We start from the raw sequence: 19,909 nt of genomic DNA, 5'->3' as shown, positions 1-19,909 counted from the left end.
ACTCAAATACAAACCCAGCCAAGTGCTGGGTTTTTAATTTCTAAATCCTATAAACTCCAAGGAGTTATGCGAATGAGTAGTAAAGTTATATCTCCATACCCAATTTTTAATGATGTAGATGGAGATCCATTGGATGCTGGATATATGTACATTGGTGAGGTGGGTAAGAACCCAGAAGTTTACCCGGTTCCTGTATTTTTTGATGAAAACTTGTCTATCCCTGCGCCTCAACCAATCCGCACCAGAAATGGCTATATTTCTCAAAGCGGAAAACCAGCAAAGCTTTACATCGCAAATGAAAAATGCTCTGTAACTATCAAGAATAAAAGAAAGACAATCATCTGGACTGATTTGAATGCGGATTTGAGTTTTACTGTTGATGGGATTAATAAAAAAATCAAATCCACTGTAACGTATGTAGATAGTATTGCAGAATTATTATCCCTTGAAACATGGGAAGGTCGAACTGTACAAAATAGTGGCTTGCAGAAAGGCTTGTTTAAGTATAAAAATCAAAGACAATCTGAGAATGATGGTGGCACTATCTTTAATGGATGGGAGCGACAGTATTCAGGTGGAGTATATGCAGAATGGTTTGGGGCTGATAATACAGGAATAAGTGACATTGGCCCAGCATTGCAAAAAGCTTATGATGCATTCAATGCAGTGAATCTGGGCGATGGTAATTTTCTTCTAACTTCAGTTGTTGGTTTACCATATGTTTCAAACTACGGTGACAATGACATTCGCCTAACAGGCACAGGGAAAACTAAAGTTGTTGCAAACAGCACTACACCAGTGTTTACAAGCAAAGCGAGTTTAAGCAATCCAAACTCTACAGAAAACTTGTTTTGTGGAAAAGTTTATACAGATGGCATTAACTTTAGCTCAACAATTGCAAATTCTAAAATTTTTAACTTAGATCGTATTTATAATTTTACATCATGTTCAAACACTTACTATAAAATCGGTGCAGTTGGGTATAGCTCAATTTTGAAAAGCGTTGAGAATATTCCGTACATACAATCTGTGCAGTTTTTGGGCGGTAAAATGTCTGAATGCGATCATGCGATTGATGGTTATGCAGCTTTTAATGTTGAATGGAATAATGTGCAATGCGAGGGTTGTGGTGATCTACTAAACTTTAAAGATTACACCAATTCAAGTGGTACTGTGATTAAATCACGCATTCAGTCGCTTAGAATCAATGATGGTATGCATGAAGGTGGTGGCTTATTACTTCGAGCATCGAATGTTTATGCTCTTAAAATTGACGGGCCATATCTTGAGTCTAATATTACTTTTGGTGCAGCTAATAACAAATGTAACATTCTTTTAACTCCAGATTATCACTTCAACTTAACAGGCTATATAAGTAATTTAACTTGTGGGAATGTTTTTACAGCAGATAAAGATTGGCAAGATATCAAGATAGTTTATGACACAAAGCCAAATAATATGATCACACAACATGTCGGGAGAATAACAGTCCGCGATTGTTGGACTACTGCATATTATTTATTTAATAAAGATTCTTTTGTGCGTCACATGAACAATCAAACAGGATATTCTCAATCCTTAAGCGATTTAGGATTCCCGCCACAACCATTTTTGCACAATCAAAACAAAGTATCTTATTGGTATAGAGATTGGCTAAATTTACCAACATTCAAAATGAGTGGGGGTGATTTACAACTACCAATTCTTAAAACAAATTTAATTCAGCAATACGCAAAACAAACACTTGGATGCACCTTTGATCTTGATATAAAAATTGAAATTATGAACTCAACTGTTTCAATCGGCTATATTGCATTAAGGATAAATGGAGCATTGATGAATGCGCTAACTAAAACTCAGCAATCTGATAGCGATACTTCAATACCAAGACAACTTTATTGTTTCGCAACTCTCGTCTCAGTTGTGCAAGCAGACAAGACCGTGATAAATGGTAGTGGTACGAAAATGAATACTTTCCTTGATCTTGTTACTGTTTCAAAAACTCCAGTTTTATCAGTTGATAATAGTGATATACAGAATGGATATCATAAGTTAATTTTGAAAAATTTTAACTTCAATGGATTGGATGGAACATCAATACCTACTGGTTACAATATGAGTGCAACTTTAACGACGTATAGTTCAGGGAGGTCTTTCAGTGATGTATGCAGTGGTGCACTTGTAAGGCTTGAGTCAGATTAACATCCAATAAATAAAAAAAAGGGGGTGCCCTTTTTTTTATTTCGCTAATTAATTATTGGTTTAATGTAGGCAAATAGTGTATTTTTATTAAAAAATTTGCAAGAGAATTTAGTTGATTATTCTAAGCCTAATAACAATATTTTTTGTGTGTATGGTCTGTACATCGCTTCTATTAAGCAAAATACCAAACGTATATTATTCTAGTTTTGATTCAATAAACAGGGGGTCAGCGATAGATGGTTTGCGTGGAATACTAGCTTTTTCAGTACTGTTGCATCATTTTTACTGTACATATTTATGGAAAACTACAGGAAATTGGGATCCTTATGACAATAAATTAATCAATAATTTTGGTTCTGTCCCTGTGTCACTATTTTTCCTAATTACTGGGTACTTATTTTTAAGTAAGCTAATTAAAAGTGAAGATATCGACTGGAAAAAATTATATATTTCTCGCATTAGGCGAATAATGCCTCTGTACATATTCACTGTTGTAATAATTGTTTTTACAACGATTTTGTTTGTTCAGCAAAGTTACTCTTTGAATGAGCTGTTAAGATGGGCTAGTGGATACATTGTTTTTAAAAGTGAGGGGTTTAAAGACTATCCAAGCATGTTAATTAATGCTGGAGTTCAATGGTCACTACTGTATGAGTGGGGGTTTTACTTTGCCTTACCTATAGTTTATTTAGTAATGAAAAAGAAAAAGGATTTAAGGTTTTTAATTCCAGCAACAATAATTTTTTTTCTTATACTGTTAAATACTAACAAATTTATGTACATTTTATTCATACTGTCATTTTTAAGTGTAAAATTGGATGGAAAATTTAAAGATATAATTAAGAGAAACAATGTAACTGTTAGCTGTATTCTTCTTCTTCTTTTTGTTGTTGCCATGTGCTTTATGAGAAGCTACTATCCTCCACAGATGATGACACTAACAGTAATTTTTATCTTAATAGTTAATGGGTGTGACTTTTTTGGCTTATTAAACAATAAGGGGTTAAAAATACTTGGTGATGTTAGCTATAGCACCTACTTGTTGCATGGAATTGTCTTGTTTTATCTTTTTACTGTTTTTGATTTTTTTAATTTAAATGATATAAAAAGCTTATATTTATCACTTCCGATAGTCTTTGTATTAACAACTATTTTTTCTATTGCTTCATATTTGTTTATAGAGCGCCCATTTTATGCCCCTAAAAATTTAACACCTAGGTTAAAGAACGAAACTAGTTTGCAATAATAGGGTAAAATATTCCATAAATTTTTCTGAAAAACCAACAAACCACATCAAACCCTGCCTTTTAATTAAGACAGGGTTTTTTATTGCCAAAAATAGGGGGTTACATGCAAGAGCATGAAAAAGTGGCACTTCAATTAATTCTAATGGGAGTAGTAATTGCTATGGCAAAAGTACTCGTAAGCACTGAAAAACTAACATGGCGAGTTGTTCTTGGTCGAGCGATCTTGAACGGCTTCACAACACTTGGTGCAGGTGGTGCACTCATCTGGATATCTGACTTAAACATGCTTGCCATTCTTGGCTTGGGTGCATTTTTAGGAACATTGGGCAGTCAATTTGTTGAATCACAAGCTGAGAAATTTGTGAAAGATAAGGTGAAATCAAATGAAGACAAGTAATCAAGGAGTAGACTTAATCAAAGGTTTTGAAGGCAAACGCTTGAAAGCCTATGATGATGGTGTGGGCATTTGGACCATTGGATTTGGCACAATCAAATACCCCAATGGTGTAAGAGTTAAAAAAGGCGATGTATGCACTGAATCTCAGGCAGAAGAATATCTGCGTAATGACTTGGTTGTATTTGAAAATGCTATCAATCGTTTGGTGAAAGTTCCACTCAGTCAAAACCAATTCGATGCTTTAGCCTCATTCACTTATAACTTAGGCGAAGGCAATCTTAGCAAATCTACTTTGCTTAAAAAGCTCAATGCAAAGGACTATAAAGGTGCTGCAGCTGAATTTCCAAAGTGGAACAAAGCTGGTGGTCGAGTTTTGAATGGTCTTGTAAAACGCAGAAAAATTGAAATGGAGTTATTTTTAAAATGACATTATTCCTAATCATCTCAAAATGGCGAGAAATCTTAATCGGACTTCTCGCTTTTTTATTGATTGTTTGCCTTGCCTTGTTGAACCTGAAAGCAGGGCAGATCGATAAATTCAAGCAGACTGAAATTATTCTGCAAGCTGAAAATGCAAAGGCCAAAGCAGACTCAGCAATCAAAGAAAAACTATGGTCTGAACAACAGTTAAAAGCGGAGCAAAACTATAATGCTAAAATTAAACAAATTGAGTCTGATAGTCGCATTGCTAATGCCAGCGCTGACAGCTTGTCAAAGCAACTCAAAGTTGCAAACAGCCGTTTGTCCAGTGCTTCCAAAGAAACCATCATTGAGTACACCAATACCAACAGTGACATACTCGAAAAGTGCATCACAGAATATCAAGAAGTGGCAAAAGCCGCTGATGGACACGCAGCTGATGCAGAAAGATTGAGGGATGCATGGCCCTCAGATTGAGGGCTTTATTCTTAGGAATAATTTTGGAATAAAAACTATCAAAAAAGCAAAAATCAGAGTGTATTTAAATATGTTTTAAACTATTAAGTACATACTTAAATGTAATGACAATTTTGCTAAAACAACAATAAAACTTGCGTATCATGTATATAAAAATGAGTTTTTTGGTAATTTAAGAAAAACCACTGACCTAGTTAGGGCTTGTTAGTTAATTGGAAGATGTGAAGGGATTAGTAAAGAAAGAATTGGGCTAAGTACGAATTTCGTCCCAACCTTTTACAACCCTAGTTTAAAACTAGTCATGCAGTTTTATGACTACACTAAAAGGGTTGTGGAAATCACAACACCTGATACTCACAATTTGAGTACCACATTCAACCATTGGGGAAATCACCATAGTTGGATTTTTAGCTGCTTATATTTAGACTGGTCTACAAATCTGAGTTTTTAAAAGTAGACCCATAGTAGACCATAAATAGACTGCTAATTATTTCTTAATATTGCTTATTAAAGTTTAATATTTATAAGTGTTTGATTATGAATAAATGATTGCATGGTTGTTGTTTTCTATTATTGCTTATTATTGCTACATTTCATATAAGTTTTAGAATTTGGAATTCGAATTTATTACTCATGTTGCTATGCATTCCTGTGTTGTTTATTGCATATCTATCAATTGCTTGCCAGTATTCACTTGTGCTGTTTCAATTTAAAATGATTCAGTTGGAAGAAGATGAGCTTTATATCGCTGATCTGATTGCTTCATTGAATTTTACAATACTTATAAGGGAACCTATCAACTATGCCAAAAGCATCTGTGAGATCTTTTGAGAGAAACGGAAATCTACATGAACAGAGGCCTGGTTGATTAAACAGTACGTGTATATAGCCTTTAGAGGCTATATAGTAGAAAAATTAAATCGATTTGACCCACTTATAAATTTGCACAAGAGTTTAACACTGACTTTGGCGCGAATTTTAGCACAAGGCATGCTTTCTCAAATGGCACAAGATTACAATCCGAATGTGCTAAGAAGGGCTGACAGAGATTAGCTTGAGGATTCTTTGAATGAAGTGGCATCAGTGAGTACTGTATTACCCTCACTGTCATACTCAAAAGTTAAATTATAGAATATCACGCAATGATAAAGTAGTTGATGCAGAAAGATTGAGTGAGAAGTATTTCATATAATGACCATTATATTAAATCGAATAGAGAGAACTTTAGTGTTTTAGCTCATCTAAATAAAATTTATATTAAATAAGAGAGCGATACGAAATTATCCATTATAATTTGGAGCTTAAATTTAAACATGAATAATAAATATAGAGGGCAAATTTATGAAAATAATAAGTAATCTATAATATTCCCTGAAATTAACATACTACAACTATACGCAATTTTAGATTATTTATATCAATAGCTTAGTGATATCCTTGCCCTAAACGCTTAAAGTTAGAAGGAGGGCAAGGAAAAGATATTACATTCTAAAAAGTAGGTGGCATATAGGTTAAAGTACGACCAAGAATCCACAATAAGAATAAAACTAAGGGTAAATGGAAGACAAGCTGAGTAACTGTAAATCCAATAACATCTTTGGCTTTTAATTTTAAAATTCCCAGCATGGGTAACATAAAAAAGGGATTAATTAAGTTAGGTAAAGCTTCTGCTGCATTATAAATCTGAACAGACCAGCCCAAATGTACTTTCAGATCGTGTGCAGCCTGCATGACATAAGGTGCTTCAATAATCCACTTACCACCACCAGAAGGAATGAAGAAACCTAAAATAGCTGAATACAGCCCCATGACAATTGCGAAAGTTTCCTTAGATGCAATTGATACAAAAAATTCAGCAATATAATGAGATAGAGATAAATCTTGTGCGTTCATTGCACTTGTCATAATAAAAGCAATACTTCCATAGAGTGGAAACTGAATCAGTACGCCAGAAACCGCAGGGACAGCTTTAGATACTGCATTTAAAAAATTTCGAGGCGTTCCGTGTAAAGCAATCCCCAGCATTAAGAAGATAAAGTTGTAAGTGTTTAAACTGGAAATCGCAATAATCGGATTGCTTTTTGTAAACTCATTAAACATCCAGATCAGGCCTAAAACTACAATTAAGATACTGAGAATTGGAGAGTTTTCCAGCCAGTCACCTGGGCGTTTTTTGCTTTGAACTTCGGTCTCTTTATCTTCAAAATGAATATCAAATTCATCAATGGTTTTTATACTATTGCCTTTAGGTGCAGACCAGAATGCAATGGCAATTGACACAATAATCAATACTGCAGTCATAATCATAGACTGTGGTAAAAAGATCGTTTCAGTAAAAGGAATAATACCAGTTAAGTTATAAAGTGGTTCTGGTAAGCTCGCCTTGTTTGCCTGTAACTGAGCAGCGGAAGAACTAATGCCAAGTGCCCAAGTTGCTCCCATACCAATAATAGCGGCTGCGGCAGCTGCACGATAATCCATATTCAGCTCTTTACGCTTGGATAGTGCAATCACCAAAAGGGCAGTTAAAACTGTACTCATGGCCCAATTAACCAGTGAAATAAAGAGGCTGACCGTCGCTACAAAAACAATAGCATTCCTTCCAGATGTTGGAATCTGAGCCATTTTTTGAATGAGCATTTCGACGGGTTTAGATACTGAAACCACATAACCAACGACAATCAACATACACATTTGCATCGTAAATGGAATCAAGCTCCAGAAACCATTGCCAAATGAAATTGCGACATCTTGAACAGATGCTCCTATTCCAATCGCAGCTATGGCGACAATGATGACACCTAACAGGGCAAAGATATAGGAATCAGGAAACCATTTTTCTGACCAATCACTGACTTTTATTGCAAATTTTTGTAATATATTCTGGGTGTTATCCATATTTAAATATCCTATTTATTTGATTATGAAACGAGCACATCCATGTTGAAAATATTGATTTTCGGGCGATAACCATCACTATCAGTGAGTTTGAATATTTGTATAAAAGACTCTCGGATGAGCTTTAGATATATGCACTGTTAAAATTTTTCTAAACTTACATTCCATGCAAGTTCACTTAATTTGATTCCCTTTTTGTGTTACTCAGTCAAAATCTTCAACTATCCTTTTATTAAATTATTAACATTGAATTAGCTTTTTTATAAATTTAAATTTTTAAACATACAATAAGAAAAACTCATTAATCAAAATGGCTTGCTTATATTTATTTGTAATAGCGGGTTATAGGCAGTAACGTTTGAGCACCTAATGTATATGCCATATTTTCCAACTATCAACACTGTCAGCTCATTCCTGAAATATTTTTTCTGATTGTTTAAAAAAAGTTATATATATGATCCTTTATTTTTGCCTACTTATAAGTGCCTAATATTAAGATACACTATATTTTTCTAAAAATATTAATAAGAAATTCTTTAAAATAACCAATAAGTATATATTTAAATCATTAAAGTTTTTGATAAGCCTTACAACATGTTATGGAAATTAAGAAAAGACTTGTTTGAAGATTTAATCTGACAGTAGAAGTTTATATTTAGCGCTGTGTAAAAATGACTTATCGAAGATGAATTTTATAAAATAGTAAAATTTTTAATTGGATCTGTGTCGTTAAATCGCTTTGTGAAAACCAATAAATATTTTATTAAGTTTTAGTTAATTTTAAGTGTAATAAGTCTTTACTGGGAAGGTTATTTTTTGTATGCTTTTTATTACTAATGATAATTCTTATCATTAGTATTTGTGTTATTTGTTTTTATTTTGTCAATTATTTATCTCGTCCATCTATTGGAATTCTATTTATGAGTAAGTTTAACCTTTATCCAATCTCAATTGCATTTTTAGGAATTACAACAACTTCAGCTTTCGCTGAACGCAATACTGAATCTGCAGATCCACAACAACTTGCTACAATTGTTGTTTCTGCTGCGGGTTATGAGCAAAAACTTAAAGATGCACCAGCAAGTATTACTGTGATTACAGAAAAAGACTTAAAAGACAAACGAATAAACTCAATTGCAGACGCTTTAACTGATGTTGAGGGTGTCGATATTAGCCCTAGCGCTGGGAAAACAGGTGGTTTAAATATACGTATTCGAGGGATGGACTCTGAATACTCTCTGGTTTTGATTGATGGTCGTCGTCAGAACAGCACAGGAGACATCACACCAAATGGTTTTGGTGAATCAAATAACAGTTTTATTCCTCCAATTTCAGCAATTGAACGAATTGAGATTATTCGTGGACCAGCTTCTACATTGTACGGTTCTGATGCAATGGGTGGCGTCGTCAATATCATTACAAAAAAAGTTTCAAATGAATGGACAGGCTCAATAACATTAGAAGGCACTTTACTCCCTAGTAGCTCAAGTTTTGGCAATCAACGTGCTGCTGATGCATTTATTACCGGTCCGATTGTTCAAGATTTGTTGGGAGTACAACTTCGTGCTCGAAAAGCGCAACGTAGTCAATCCAATGTAGGCTATCTTGATAACAATAATAATTCAGTAGAACTGAGTATGGGAAATAATCCAACCAAATCGGATTTAGAAACTATAGGGGCTCGCATAACATTCACACCAACTAAGCAACATGATCTCTCCGTAGAGTATGAAAAAACTGAGCAATGGTATGACAATAGTAAAGGGCAACTTGGTACGCTTGGGGCCAATGGTGGCTATGATAATGCACAAGAATATAATAGAGATCGACTCACGCTTGCACATACATGGCGTAATAAATTAGGAAGCTTGGAATCCAGTATTAGTAATACTCAAACTGAAACAGTTGGTCGCCTTATTTCATCACGTGCTCAAGCTGGTTTAAATGTGATGACTCCCCGTCGTTTAGAAAGCGAAGACACGATTTTTGATACTAAATTCGCAACCCAATATCTTGATGGGCACAATATTACCTTTGGTGGACAATGGTGGGATGCGAGCATTAAAGATGGATTAAGAGTGAATAAAGAAGTTTCGTTTAAGCAATTGGGTCTTTTCGCTGAAGACACATGGGCGCTTAGCCCTGATTTAGCTTTAACGGTGGGTTTACGATTTGATGATCATGATACATTTGGTACGTTTTGGACCCCTAGAGCATATCTAGTTTGGAACGCAAATGACAATTGGACGTTTAAAGGTGGCTATAGTGAAGGCTATAAAGCACCTCGCTTAGAACGCCTGACCCATGGAATTTATAACGTAGGTGGGCAAGGACGAACCCCTCTTTTTGGTAACCCAGATTTAAAACCTGAAACAAGTAATAACTTTGAATTAGGTACTTATTTTAATAATGATTCTAATTTTGATGCTAATATCACAGCATTTTATAGTCAGGTGAAGGATAAAATAGTCACTGGCCCAATTGAAAGAACATGTGATGCCAAGGATTCTAAAGACAAAAAAGCTTGTGAAGATTTTATGGCAAGTGTGGGTACGCCTTGGTTAATGCAACCTGGAGATACTGGCTCCCGTGCCTGGAGTGTAAGACGTCCGACCAATGCTCAAAAAGCAAATATCTATGGTATTGAAACAGGCTTAAATTGGGAATTTATACCGACTTGGAAATTTGGTTTGAACTATACGTGGACCGAAACAGAAATTCAGGATAATGCACTGGGTAATCCGCCTTTAAACGATACGCCTAAACATATTGTTAACGCGTCGTTAAAATGGCAAGCTGATGATAATATCCAATTATGGGCTCGTGGTGAATATCGTAGTGAACGTGCTCGTTACGCCGCTACATATAATAATTTGTCTGCAACAGAAAAAGGGGTCTATGATGCATTGGGTGATTTTAAGGCATATAGTTTGATGCATATAGGGTCAAATTTTAATGTGAATGATGCGTGGGATATTGGCGTTGCTTTATATAATATTTTTGATAAAAACTTTATTGATTATGAGAAAGTAGGTTCACTTTATTACAATCAATATAGCAATACTCAAGAGGGGCGTCGTGTTCAATTGAGTACAACATTTAAATTCTAATAAATCTCAGCTTAGAGTAGCAATACAAAAGCCCTATTTTTATAGGGTTTTTGTATGTAGCTTCTTTTATGTATTTAATTTTTATAAAAATATTTACATAAATCGACACAGATTGTTAGGGGTTAGATGCTAAAAATATACGAGAAGAGATTTCTCTATAAAACTTAAAGCCTTTTAGAAAAAATAAGAAGAACATGGGAATATTGAATATTCCCATTTATTGATTATTTTGGCTCAGGTGGTGTCATCCCAAACTGTAAATAGGCTTGGTTGGTTGCAATACGCCCACGAGCGGTACGCATAGCATAACCCTGCTGAATCAAATAAGGTTCAATCACATCTTCTAAGGTGCCTGAATCTTCAGCCATTGCTGCGGCTAAAGCTTCAACACCAGCAGGGCCGCCATCAAAACGTTCTAATAACATCGATAAATAACGACGGTCTAAAGTATCTAAACCATCTTTATCAACATTTAACATATCCAATGCACGTTGTGCCATGTGTTGAGTGACTTCACCAGTACCTTTAACTTGTGCATAGTCACGGACACGACGTAACAAACGGTTAGCAATACGGGGAGTACCACGTGCACGACGAGCTATTTCTTTTGCCCCATCTGCTGTTGTGGGAACATTCATTAATGTTGCTGAACGCGCCACAATATGAGTTAAATCTTCTACTGAATAAAACTCTAAACGTTGCACAATTCCAAAGCGATCACGCAAAGGTGAGGTGAGTAGACCTGCACGCGTTGTCGCAGCAACCAAGGTAAATGGTGGTAAGTCTAATTTTATCGAACGTGCACCAGGGCCTTCACCAATCATGATGTCGAGTTGGTAATCTTCCATCGCGGGATAAAGAATTTCTTCAATTACTGGAGAGAGGCGATGAATTTCATCGATAAATAACACATCCCCTTCTTCAAGATTGGTCAGCATTGCAGCTAAATCACCTGCGCGTTCTAGGACAGGACCAGAGGTAGATTTAAGATTCCCCCCCATTTCACGGGCAATAATATTGGCCAATGTGGTTTTACCTAAACCGGGTGGGCCAAAGATCAAGGTATGATCAAGTGCTTCACCACGACCACGAGCAGCACCAATGAAGATTTCCATTTGCTCTCGTACAACAGGTTGGCCTATATAATCATCCAAAGAGGTTGGACGAATGGCACGATCAAAATGATCTTCGGGTTTTTCAGCCCCACTGATTAAACGGTCTTGCATGAGTGTCTTAATCTATCTTATTTATTCATGGATTTAAGTGCAGCACGGATAATGTCGCTTGCTTCAGTATAGTCTGCTTTCACGGCATTAATCAGTTTTTGTGCTTCCAAAGGTTTATAACCTAAAGATTGCAATGCCGCTTCAGCTTCAGCAACAGCAGAATTGCCCGTAAATTGTATTTGAGTTGAAGTCGAATTACTCGGTGTGGTACCTGTAGCAAAGGCTTTAAAGCGATCACGCAGCTCGATCATTAAACGTTCGGCTGTTTTTGCACCAACGCCAGGGACTTTAACTAAAGTTTTCACATCACCATTCTCAACAGTATGTACCAACATTTCCACACTCAGTGTAGAGAGAATGCCTAAAGCCATTTTAGGACCGACACCATTCACTTTTAGCAGGGTGCGAAAGATGGTTTTTTCTTGAGCGTTAGAGAAGCCATATAGCAATTGAGCATCTTCACGTACGGCTAAATGTGTCCATAAGGTAACTTTTTGACCTTTTTGTAATTGGCAAAATGTTGAGAGTGGCGTGTCGATCTCATAACCTACGCCATTTACATTTAAAAGTACGGTAGGTGCTTCTAAAGCTAAGACTTCACCAATAAGACATCCGATCATTGAGTTTGTTCACTTATTTGTTAATGGTTGAATAGTAGATGCCATTTGCTCTAAACGCAAAATTGCTTTAAGAATTTCTTTGCGATTTCGGGCAGATTTTATCCAAGCAGGTAAACGATTAAAATAGGTTTTATTGGTATTTAAATAAGTTCTTTGTCTAAGGTTTGCAGAAATATAATCTTTTAAACAGTTAATATGTTCTTGATTATAGGCGAAAACAAGTCCATTTCTTGTTGCTACACATAGTGTTAGGCAATAACCAAAATAAGGATCTGTATTGAAGCCGCGATTAAATTGTTTGCGTATATCAAATTGGTTAGGATAGATCCGTTTGGAAATTGGGCAAAAGTTGCAATTCAATTCAATAAATTGAGGAACAAAACTCTTTTTTGCATAGTATTGATGAAACTGAAATTTTCCACGTTTACAACGACAAGTTTCTTCAATATCTAAATAAACCCCAGAGAAATAGCCTAAGTTATTTTCTTGTTTGGCTTTTTGGTCAAATGATTTACAACAATTTTGGCAACTAAAAAAGGGTTGCTCAAAATCAACATCATCAATTTTTTTCGTATAGACGGTGGCATTTTTTAAACAAAATGGACATTCTACTAAAATAGGTTGCCGAGAAAATTTATTCAATGTGATTCCATCATCTACAAACCGTTTCATCAGAAAAAACCAACCTTATTACCTTGAAGTTCTTGCGCTAAGTTATAGGCTTGATGGTCTGAAAATTTACTCACAATATCTAAGACTTGCATAATATTGTCATAGTGATGATCACTAAAGCGTGCACCAAACCGTTCTAATATAGACAGTAAACGACCATCTTTAAAACTTAATGTTTTATTCGGTGTGGTAAGGGGAATAAAGGCATCTAAAATATGCTGTAAACTCTGATGGGCAATAATTTCCAAACCTGATTTTTGCGGGTGTTCAAATATTTTTTCACGGGCAAGGTTTTTTGCTCGATCAATCCCAATCTCAATATCCTCAGCGCAGTATTGCAGTAATGAACCTTTTAGCTGGCCTGACAAAATTTGATAATGTTGTTTTGCGAAAGCAGTGGTTACTTCATCGACCAAACGTTTCATAACACGACCACGCAAAGCGGCAATTTTTTGTTGCCAAGTCATATACGGCATACTGAGTTCAGCGGGAACACCATAATCTCCTAGCAAATCAAGAAAAATAGGTTCAACTTCTTCATAGCTGAGCATATTGAGAATAATGCCGTCTTCTAAATCAATTAAGGCATAACAAATGTCATCAGCAGCTTCTAGTAAATACGTCAGCGGATGACGACACCAATGATACTCACCCAATTGAATTAAACCGAGTTGATCTGCAATCTGTTTAAGAATTTCTTTTTCAGCTTGATAACAGCCAAATTTAGCGCGTTTGCTTGCAGGAGTATTTCCTTGAGATTCGATGGTCTTAGAAAGCCAAGGATACTTTAAGTAAGCTCCTAACGTTGCGTAAGTAAGACGCATACCTCCATCATGAGGATGATAGTCAATTTTAGTAAGCAGTCTTAAACCTTGGGCATTACCTTCGAACTGTCGTACATCTGCTTGTTGTTCAGGAGTGAGGTTCTGTAAAAAATTTGTATGTGCAGCATCATCAAACCATTCACGAATCGCATATTCACCAGCATGCCCAAAGGGTGGATTACCAATATCATGTGCCAAACATGCAGCTTGAATAATTGCCCCTACATCTGCTGGGGAGATCCAAACGGGGAGTTCATTTTTGATTTTTTCAGCAGCGAGCATTCCCAAAGAACGGCCAATACATGACACCTCTAAAGAGTGCGTGAGCCGTGTATGAATACCATCATGTTGGGTCAGTGGATGAACTTGAGTTTTACGATTGAGTTGTCTAAAACTTTGCGAAAATATAATGCGGTCATAATCTTTATGAAATGGACTTCGTGCCTGTTCTGTACTTTGCTTTTTACTACCTAAACGAACTGTTGAAAGGAGTTCTAACCAACGCATTTGAGTCATTTATCATTATTCATTCTTTCGTTAATCGTATGATGCCAAATTTATTGAAAATGTACTAGGGGCGGGCGACATAAGTTGTCTTGGTCGGTTTATATTTGAGAAATATTTTCCCAGTATTTTTCACCCTTATATCCAAAATAATTCATAATGAAGTTATAAAAGTTGGCTTCAACACTAAACCAATCATCTCTCGCTGTAATTGGATTCACGACAGCAACAGAGCCATAATTAGGTGTTTCAGAATCAAGGCGAATTAAAAGCTGTTCACCATCATCTAAAAATTATCCAATAATACAATCGCCTGTTAATTTTTGATCTTTTCAATCCACTAAATATTGAGCAGTAAATTTTTGAATGATCTGTAAAGCAATTTATAATCTAGATAGTCCAAACATTAGGAAAATTTCCATGATTAAAGTTAATATGTTTATCCCTATAAACAGTTAAAATGAATAAACATTATCCTTGTATCACTTAAGAAATAGAGTACACATGAATAAAAATTTCTTCTTATTAACTATGATTATTCTATTTGCAGGGTGTAGCCCAACTGATAAAAATCTATCCAATCAAAACAAAGAAATCGAAACTCAGAAAAAAAATGAAGCGAGCAAAGCTGAAATCGAAGAAAGCATTCCTGCCAAGCCTGAACCAGTAGATCAAGCTTTCGCGACTTTTGCTTTTCAAGAAACGCCAGATGGTCATCTGACAAATAATTGTATTTGGACAGATGATCCAAATGCTCAAAATAAACAGTATTGGAGTATCTTACCGAGCAGTATGTTGAATGGAAAAGCTAAATTTACAATAGAGGATCTTACACCTAGCAAGGTAAAGATTGGGCAACCAATTAAAAACTGCAACGAAGCTTATAAAAATGATACGGCAAACTATGCGTATGCGATTAATAAAAGTGGCGATTTGGTTAATGCGGTGGCCCTCAAGCTTGATCGAATGACTCAAAATGCGGATCATACCTATACAATTGATCTGAATAAAAACTCGCATCCTGAAAAAATCTATGTGTGCTATAACATGGAAAGTTTAGATGTATTTTTCATTGACTCTGCATCTCAAAACTCATATTTAGAACATATCAATGTCCGATTATCCTATGATATTGATGGTGAAATCGATCCTGAGATTTCTTGTGGAAAAGTCTTTTATCAAAAAAGCGGAATCATTGCGAAAGAAGATCCTAAAACGGCTGAGTTTCATTATACAGCTCAATAATTCAATTGTTACGAATCATGTTTAAAGACGAAAGTCAAAGTAAATCGGATATTTAAAACCAAGATTTCAGCGTTTTTTAAGTGGGATATGACTAGCTGAAATCTTGCTTTCACAGTAGAATATGCGCTCTCTTCAAGTCACATTGAGGTGGGTTGCCAAAACCTGCCCGTGGAGCCAAAAACAGCATGTTTATCGTTGCCGGTGCACCTGCACACTCTTCTTTTAAGCAAACACAACTATTAACACGCCTTGCGTCGATCAGTTCTGTTCAATCAATAGAAAGCCAATGGGTTTACCTTTTCGACCAAACGCTCAACGAGCAACAACAGCAATCTGCTTTACAGCTTTTAAACGATGGCGCATCGTTTGAAGTTCGTCAGGCTGCAAGTGACGAAGTCCAGATTTTAGTCACGCCACGTGTCGGTACAATTTCACCGTGGTCATCTAAGGCAACCGATATTTTTGCCAACTGTAATACACCTGTACACCGCTTAGAACGCGGTGTTTTGTTTACTTTAAAGGGAATTTCTGAAATTTCTGATGAAGTAAAACAAATTTTACATGACCGTATGACAGAAAGCGTTTTCAATAAAATTGATGACGCAACAGCTTTATTCTCTGAAACTGAGCCTAAACCTTTAAACTCAATTGATATTTTGGGGCAAGGTAAAGATGCACTGGTTAAAGCAAACTCTGAGTTTGGCTTTGCATTGTCAGATGAAGAAATTGATTATTTAACTGCAGCATTTAATAAGATGGGGCGTAACCCACATGACATCGAGTTGATGATGTTTGCTCAAGCAAACTCAGAACATTGTCGTCATAAAATCTTTGGTTCAGAGTGGACAATTGATGGTGAAAAACAACCATTATCATTGTTCCAAATGATTAAAAATACCTATAAAGAATCACCTACAGATGTTTTGTCAGCATATAAAGATAATGCTTCTGTAATTGTTGGTTTTGACACACAGCGTTTCTATCCGAAAAAAGATGAAGCCACGGGTCACCATATTTATAAATATAAGAGCCAAGCTGCCCACATTCTTATGAAAGTGGAAACCCACAACCATCCAACCGCAATTGCTCCATTTGCAGGTGCTGCGACAGGTTCTGGTGGTGAAATTCGTGATGAAGGTGCAACAGGCCGTGGTGGTAAACCAAAAGCAGGTTTAACAGGCTTTACGGTTTCTAACCTTAATATTCCAGGTTTTGAACAGCCTTGGGAAGAAAACTACGGTAAACCATCTCGTATGGCATCACCACTTCAGATCATGATTGATGGTCCTTTAGGCGGTGCAGCATTTAACAACGAGTTTGGTCGCCCTGCGTTAAATGGTTACTTCCGTACTTTTGAGCAAAATGTTAATGGCGAAGTAAAAGGTTTCCATAAACCGATTATGATTGCGGGTGGTTACGGAAATATTCGTCCTGACCATGTTGAAAAAGATGCAATTCAGCCCGGCGATTTACTGATTGTACTGGGTGGTCCTGCGATGCTCATTGGTTTGGGCGGTGGTGCAGCTTCTTCTGTAGATAGCGGTAAATTAGGTGAAAACCTAGATTTTGCTTCTGTACAACGTGAAAACCCAGAAATGGAGCGTCGTTGTCAGGAAGTGATTGATGCATGTTGGAGAATGGAAGACTTTAACCCGATCGTATCTGTACATGATGTGGGGGCGGGTGGTGTTTCCAATGCAATGCCTGAACTTGTGAATGATCACGAATTGGGTGCAACTCTTGATCTTCGTAAAATCCCATCGCTTGAACCAGGCATGTCACCAATGGAAATCTGGTCAAATGAAGCACAAGAACGTTATGTGCTTGCCATTAAACCAGAATCATTAGAGTTATTTGAATCGATTTGTGCCCGTGAACGTTGCCCATTTGCGGTATTGGGAGAAGCGACTGAAGCACGTCAATTGACTGTAAACGATCCATTGTTTGAAAACAAAGCAGTGGATATGCCAATGCAAGTCATGCTTGGTGGCACGCCACGTATGAGTCGTACATACGAAACGATTCAACGTAAAGGTGATGAGTTTGATGCATCTAAAGTCGATTTAAAAGATGCAATCTTCCGTGTATTGAAAAACCCGACAGTGGCTTCAAAATCATTCCTAATCACCATTGGTGACCGTTCAATCACGGGTATGGTATCGCGTGATCAGATGGTGGGCCGTTGGCAAGTTCCAGTTGCGGATGCTGCGGTAACCACAACAAGCTTACAAGGCTATACCGGTGAAGCAATGGCAATGGGTGAGCGTCCTCCTGTTGCATTGTTAAATCCTGCTGCTTCTGCACGTTTGGCCGTGGCTGAGTCCATCACCAATATCATGTGTGCCAATATTGAACAGATCAGTGATATTAAACTGTCTGCTAACTGGATGGCGGCCGCAGGTCAAAAAGGTGAAGATCAAGCATTATTCGAAGGTGTAAAAGCCATCGGTATGGAAATGTGTCCTGCATTGGGTATCGCAATTCCAGTGGGTAAAGACTCATTGTCGATGCGTACGACTTGGAATGACGAAGGCGAAGATAAATCTGTGACTTCACCAATGTCTGGTGTCATCACTGCATTTGCACCTGTGTTGGATGTTCGTAAAACATTGACACCTGAATTGAAAAATGAAGATTCAGTTCTAGTACGTATTGATTTATCTAAAGGTCAGTTCCGTTTAGGCGGTTCGATCCTTGCACAAGTGTATAAGGCAATTGGTTCTGTTACACCTGATGTTGATAACTTTGATGAGTTCAAAGCATTCTTTGCATTGGTTCAAGATTGGAATAATCGCGGTTTGATCAAGGCGTATCATGACATTGGTGATGGTGGCTTATTGGCAACTGTTGCTGAAATGATGTTTGCTTCACGCTTAGGTGTAGCACTTGAAGATCAATCTACTGAAAGCTTATTTGCCGAAGAAATTGGTGCAGTATTGCAAATTTCTAAAGCAGACTGGGCAAGTTTGACAGATGAAGTTGCAACTTCAAGTTTAAAAGAAGCGATTAGCGTTGTTGGTACTGTCAATGATTCTGATAAATTGTCAGTGAACGGTTTGATACTTGATCGCGCTGAATTGCAACAAGCTTGGACTGAAGTTTCTCATCAAATTCAACGTTTACGTGATAATGTAGAAACAGCTGATTCAGAATTTGCATTAATTGGTGATAAAAATCATAAAGGTATAATTGCATTACCAACATTTGATTTAAATGAGCCTGTTGAAGCTCCTTATATCAATGAACGCCGTCCAAACATGATGATTTTACGTGAACAAGGCGTGAATGGTCATGTTGAAATGGCTGCGGCATTCGATAAAGTTGGTTTTAATACTGTTGATGTTCACATGAGTGATTTACTTTCAGGTCGTGTAGATTTAGACGACTTTGAAGGTCTGGTTGCTTGTGGTGGATTCTCTTATGGTGATGTTTTAGGTGCTGGTGGTGGTTGGGCTAAGTCTGTGCTGTTTAATCCTAAACTTCGTGATCAATTTGAGAAATTCTTTAACCGGGACAATACTTTCTCTGTAGGTATTTGTAATGGTTGTCAAATGTTGGCTCAGCTTGCGCCACTCATTCCGGGTGCAGACAACTGGCCACGTTTCCGCCGTAATACTTCAGAAGTATTTGAAGCCCGTGTTGTGAATGTGAAAGTTGAGAAATCTCCATCGATTCTTTTAGAAGGTATGGAAGGCTCTATTTTACCAATCGCTGTTGCACATGGTGAAGGTCGTGCAGAAACTTCTGCTGAAAACTTTGCTGCGTTAAATGCAGGTAATCAAGTGATTTTACGCTATGTAGACAGCTTGGGTAATGCGACTCAACAATATCCACTGAACCCAAATGGCTCTCCTGAAGCGATTTCTGGGGTGACTTCAAAAGATGGTCGTGCAACGATTATGATGCCGCATCCTGAACGTAATTTCCGTGCAATTCAGCATTCTTGGAAGCCTGAAGAGTGGACGGAAGATGGTGCATGGTTACGTATGTTCCGTAATGCGCGTAAGTTTATTGGTTAATTAAATCCTAGGTCAATGAATTGTAAAAGCCCCGTAAGGGGCTTTTTT

At 36.8% G+C, this 19,909-nt stretch carries 13 protein-coding genes; 8 read left to right on the top strand and 5 right to left on the bottom strand.

Annotated features, from left to right (window positions below):
* Nucleotides 1-72 precede the first annotated feature (72 nt).
* The 5 genes from AC4CUY_RS13260 (at nt 73) to AC4CUY_RS13240 (ending at nt 4,743) form a co-directional block, all read left to right on the top strand.
* On the top strand, nt 73-2,202 hold the full coding sequence (locus AC4CUY_RS13260; RefSeq protein ID WP_490774228.1) for a hypothetical protein: 2,130 nt from the start codon (nt 73-75) through the stop codon (nt 2,200-2,202).
* A 241-nt stretch (nt 2,203-2,443) separates the two neighbouring features.
* Nucleotides 2,444-3,448, top strand: coding sequence for an acyltransferase family protein (locus AC4CUY_RS13255; RefSeq protein ID WP_490774227.1), 1,005 nt, complete (start codon nt 2,444-2,446; stop codon nt 3,446-3,448).
* A gap of 104 nt (nt 3,449-3,552) precedes the next feature.
* Nucleotides 3,553-3,846 (top strand): phage holin family protein, encoded by a 294-nt coding sequence (locus tag AC4CUY_RS13250; RefSeq protein WP_004817412.1) that lies wholly within the window; start codon nt 3,553-3,555, stop codon nt 3,844-3,846.
* Nucleotides 3,833-4,273, top strand: coding sequence for a lysozyme (locus AC4CUY_RS13245; protein WP_419331756.1), 441 nt, complete (start codon nt 3,833-3,835; stop codon nt 4,271-4,273). The genes AC4CUY_RS13250 and AC4CUY_RS13245 overlap by 14 nt, the downstream gene beginning before the upstream one ends.
* Nucleotides 4,270-4,743, top strand: coding sequence for a hypothetical protein (locus AC4CUY_RS13240; RefSeq protein WP_490774226.1), 474 nt, complete (start codon nt 4,270-4,272; stop codon nt 4,741-4,743). The genes AC4CUY_RS13245 and AC4CUY_RS13240 overlap by 4 nt, the downstream gene beginning before the upstream one ends.
* Before the next feature lie 1,488 nt (nt 4,744-6,231).
* Here AC4CUY_RS13240 and AC4CUY_RS13235 read toward each other — a convergent pair.
* Nucleotides 6,232-7,641 carry a short-chain fatty acid transporter gene (locus tag AC4CUY_RS13235; protein ID WP_419327933.1) on the bottom strand — a complete coding sequence of 470 codons (1,410 nt, stop codon included), beginning with the start codon at nt 7,639-7,641 and terminating at the stop codon, nt 6,232-6,234.
* Between the two features lie 920 nt (nt 7,642-8,561).
* Between AC4CUY_RS13235 and AC4CUY_RS13230 the strand changes: the two genes are divergently transcribed.
* A complete protein-coding gene (locus tag AC4CUY_RS13230; protein WP_490774225.1) occupies nt 8,562-10,751 on the top strand; it encodes a TonB-dependent receptor domain-containing protein in 2,190 nt (729 codons plus the stop codon).
* Nucleotides 10,752-10,975: 224 nt separating this feature from the next.
* Here AC4CUY_RS13230 and ruvB read toward each other — a convergent pair whose 3' ends face one another.
* The 4 genes from ruvB to AC4CUY_RS13210 are packed head-to-tail and all read right to left on the bottom strand — an operon-like array spanning nt 10,976 to nt 14,609.
* A complete protein-coding gene (gene ruvB, locus AC4CUY_RS13225; protein ID WP_262086242.1) occupies nt 10,976-11,977 on the bottom strand; it encodes a Holliday junction branch migration DNA helicase RuvB in 1,002 nt (333 codons plus the stop codon).
* A gap of 17 nt (nt 11,978-11,994) precedes the next feature.
* Nucleotides 11,995-12,597, bottom strand: coding sequence for a Holliday junction branch migration protein RuvA (gene ruvA, locus AC4CUY_RS13220; protein ID WP_004724404.1), 603 nt, complete (start codon nt 12,595-12,597; stop codon nt 11,995-11,997).
* A 9-nt stretch (nt 12,598-12,606) separates the two neighbouring features.
* A complete protein-coding gene (locus tag AC4CUY_RS13215) occupies nt 12,607-13,269 on the bottom strand; it encodes a hypothetical protein (protein ID WP_336953992.1) in 663 nt (220 codons plus the stop codon).
* Nucleotides 13,269-14,609, bottom strand: coding sequence for a deoxyguanosinetriphosphate triphosphohydrolase (locus AC4CUY_RS13210; protein WP_490774224.1), 1,341 nt, complete (start codon nt 14,607-14,609; stop codon nt 13,269-13,271). The genes AC4CUY_RS13215 and AC4CUY_RS13210 overlap by 1 nt, the downstream gene beginning before the upstream one ends.
* Nucleotides 14,610-15,101: 492 nt before the next feature.
* On the opposite strand from AC4CUY_RS13210, the gene AC4CUY_RS13205 reads away from it, so the two are divergent.
* Nucleotides 15,102-15,842, top strand: coding sequence for a hypothetical protein (locus AC4CUY_RS13205; RefSeq protein WP_336953990.1), 741 nt, complete (start codon nt 15,102-15,104; stop codon nt 15,840-15,842).
* 185 nt (nt 15,843-16,027) lie between these two features.
* A complete protein-coding gene (gene purL, locus AC4CUY_RS13200) occupies nt 16,028-19,861 on the top strand; it encodes a phosphoribosylformylglycinamidine synthase (protein ID WP_419360491.1) in 3,834 nt (1,277 codons plus the stop codon).
* Nucleotides 19,862-19,909: the final 48 nt, after the last annotated feature.

The sequence above is a fragment of the Acinetobacter sp. 778_lipA genome, assembly GCF_058242985.1.
Note: the sequence above shows the minus strand (reverse complement) of the source record. Positions and strands in the feature narration are given on the sequence as shown.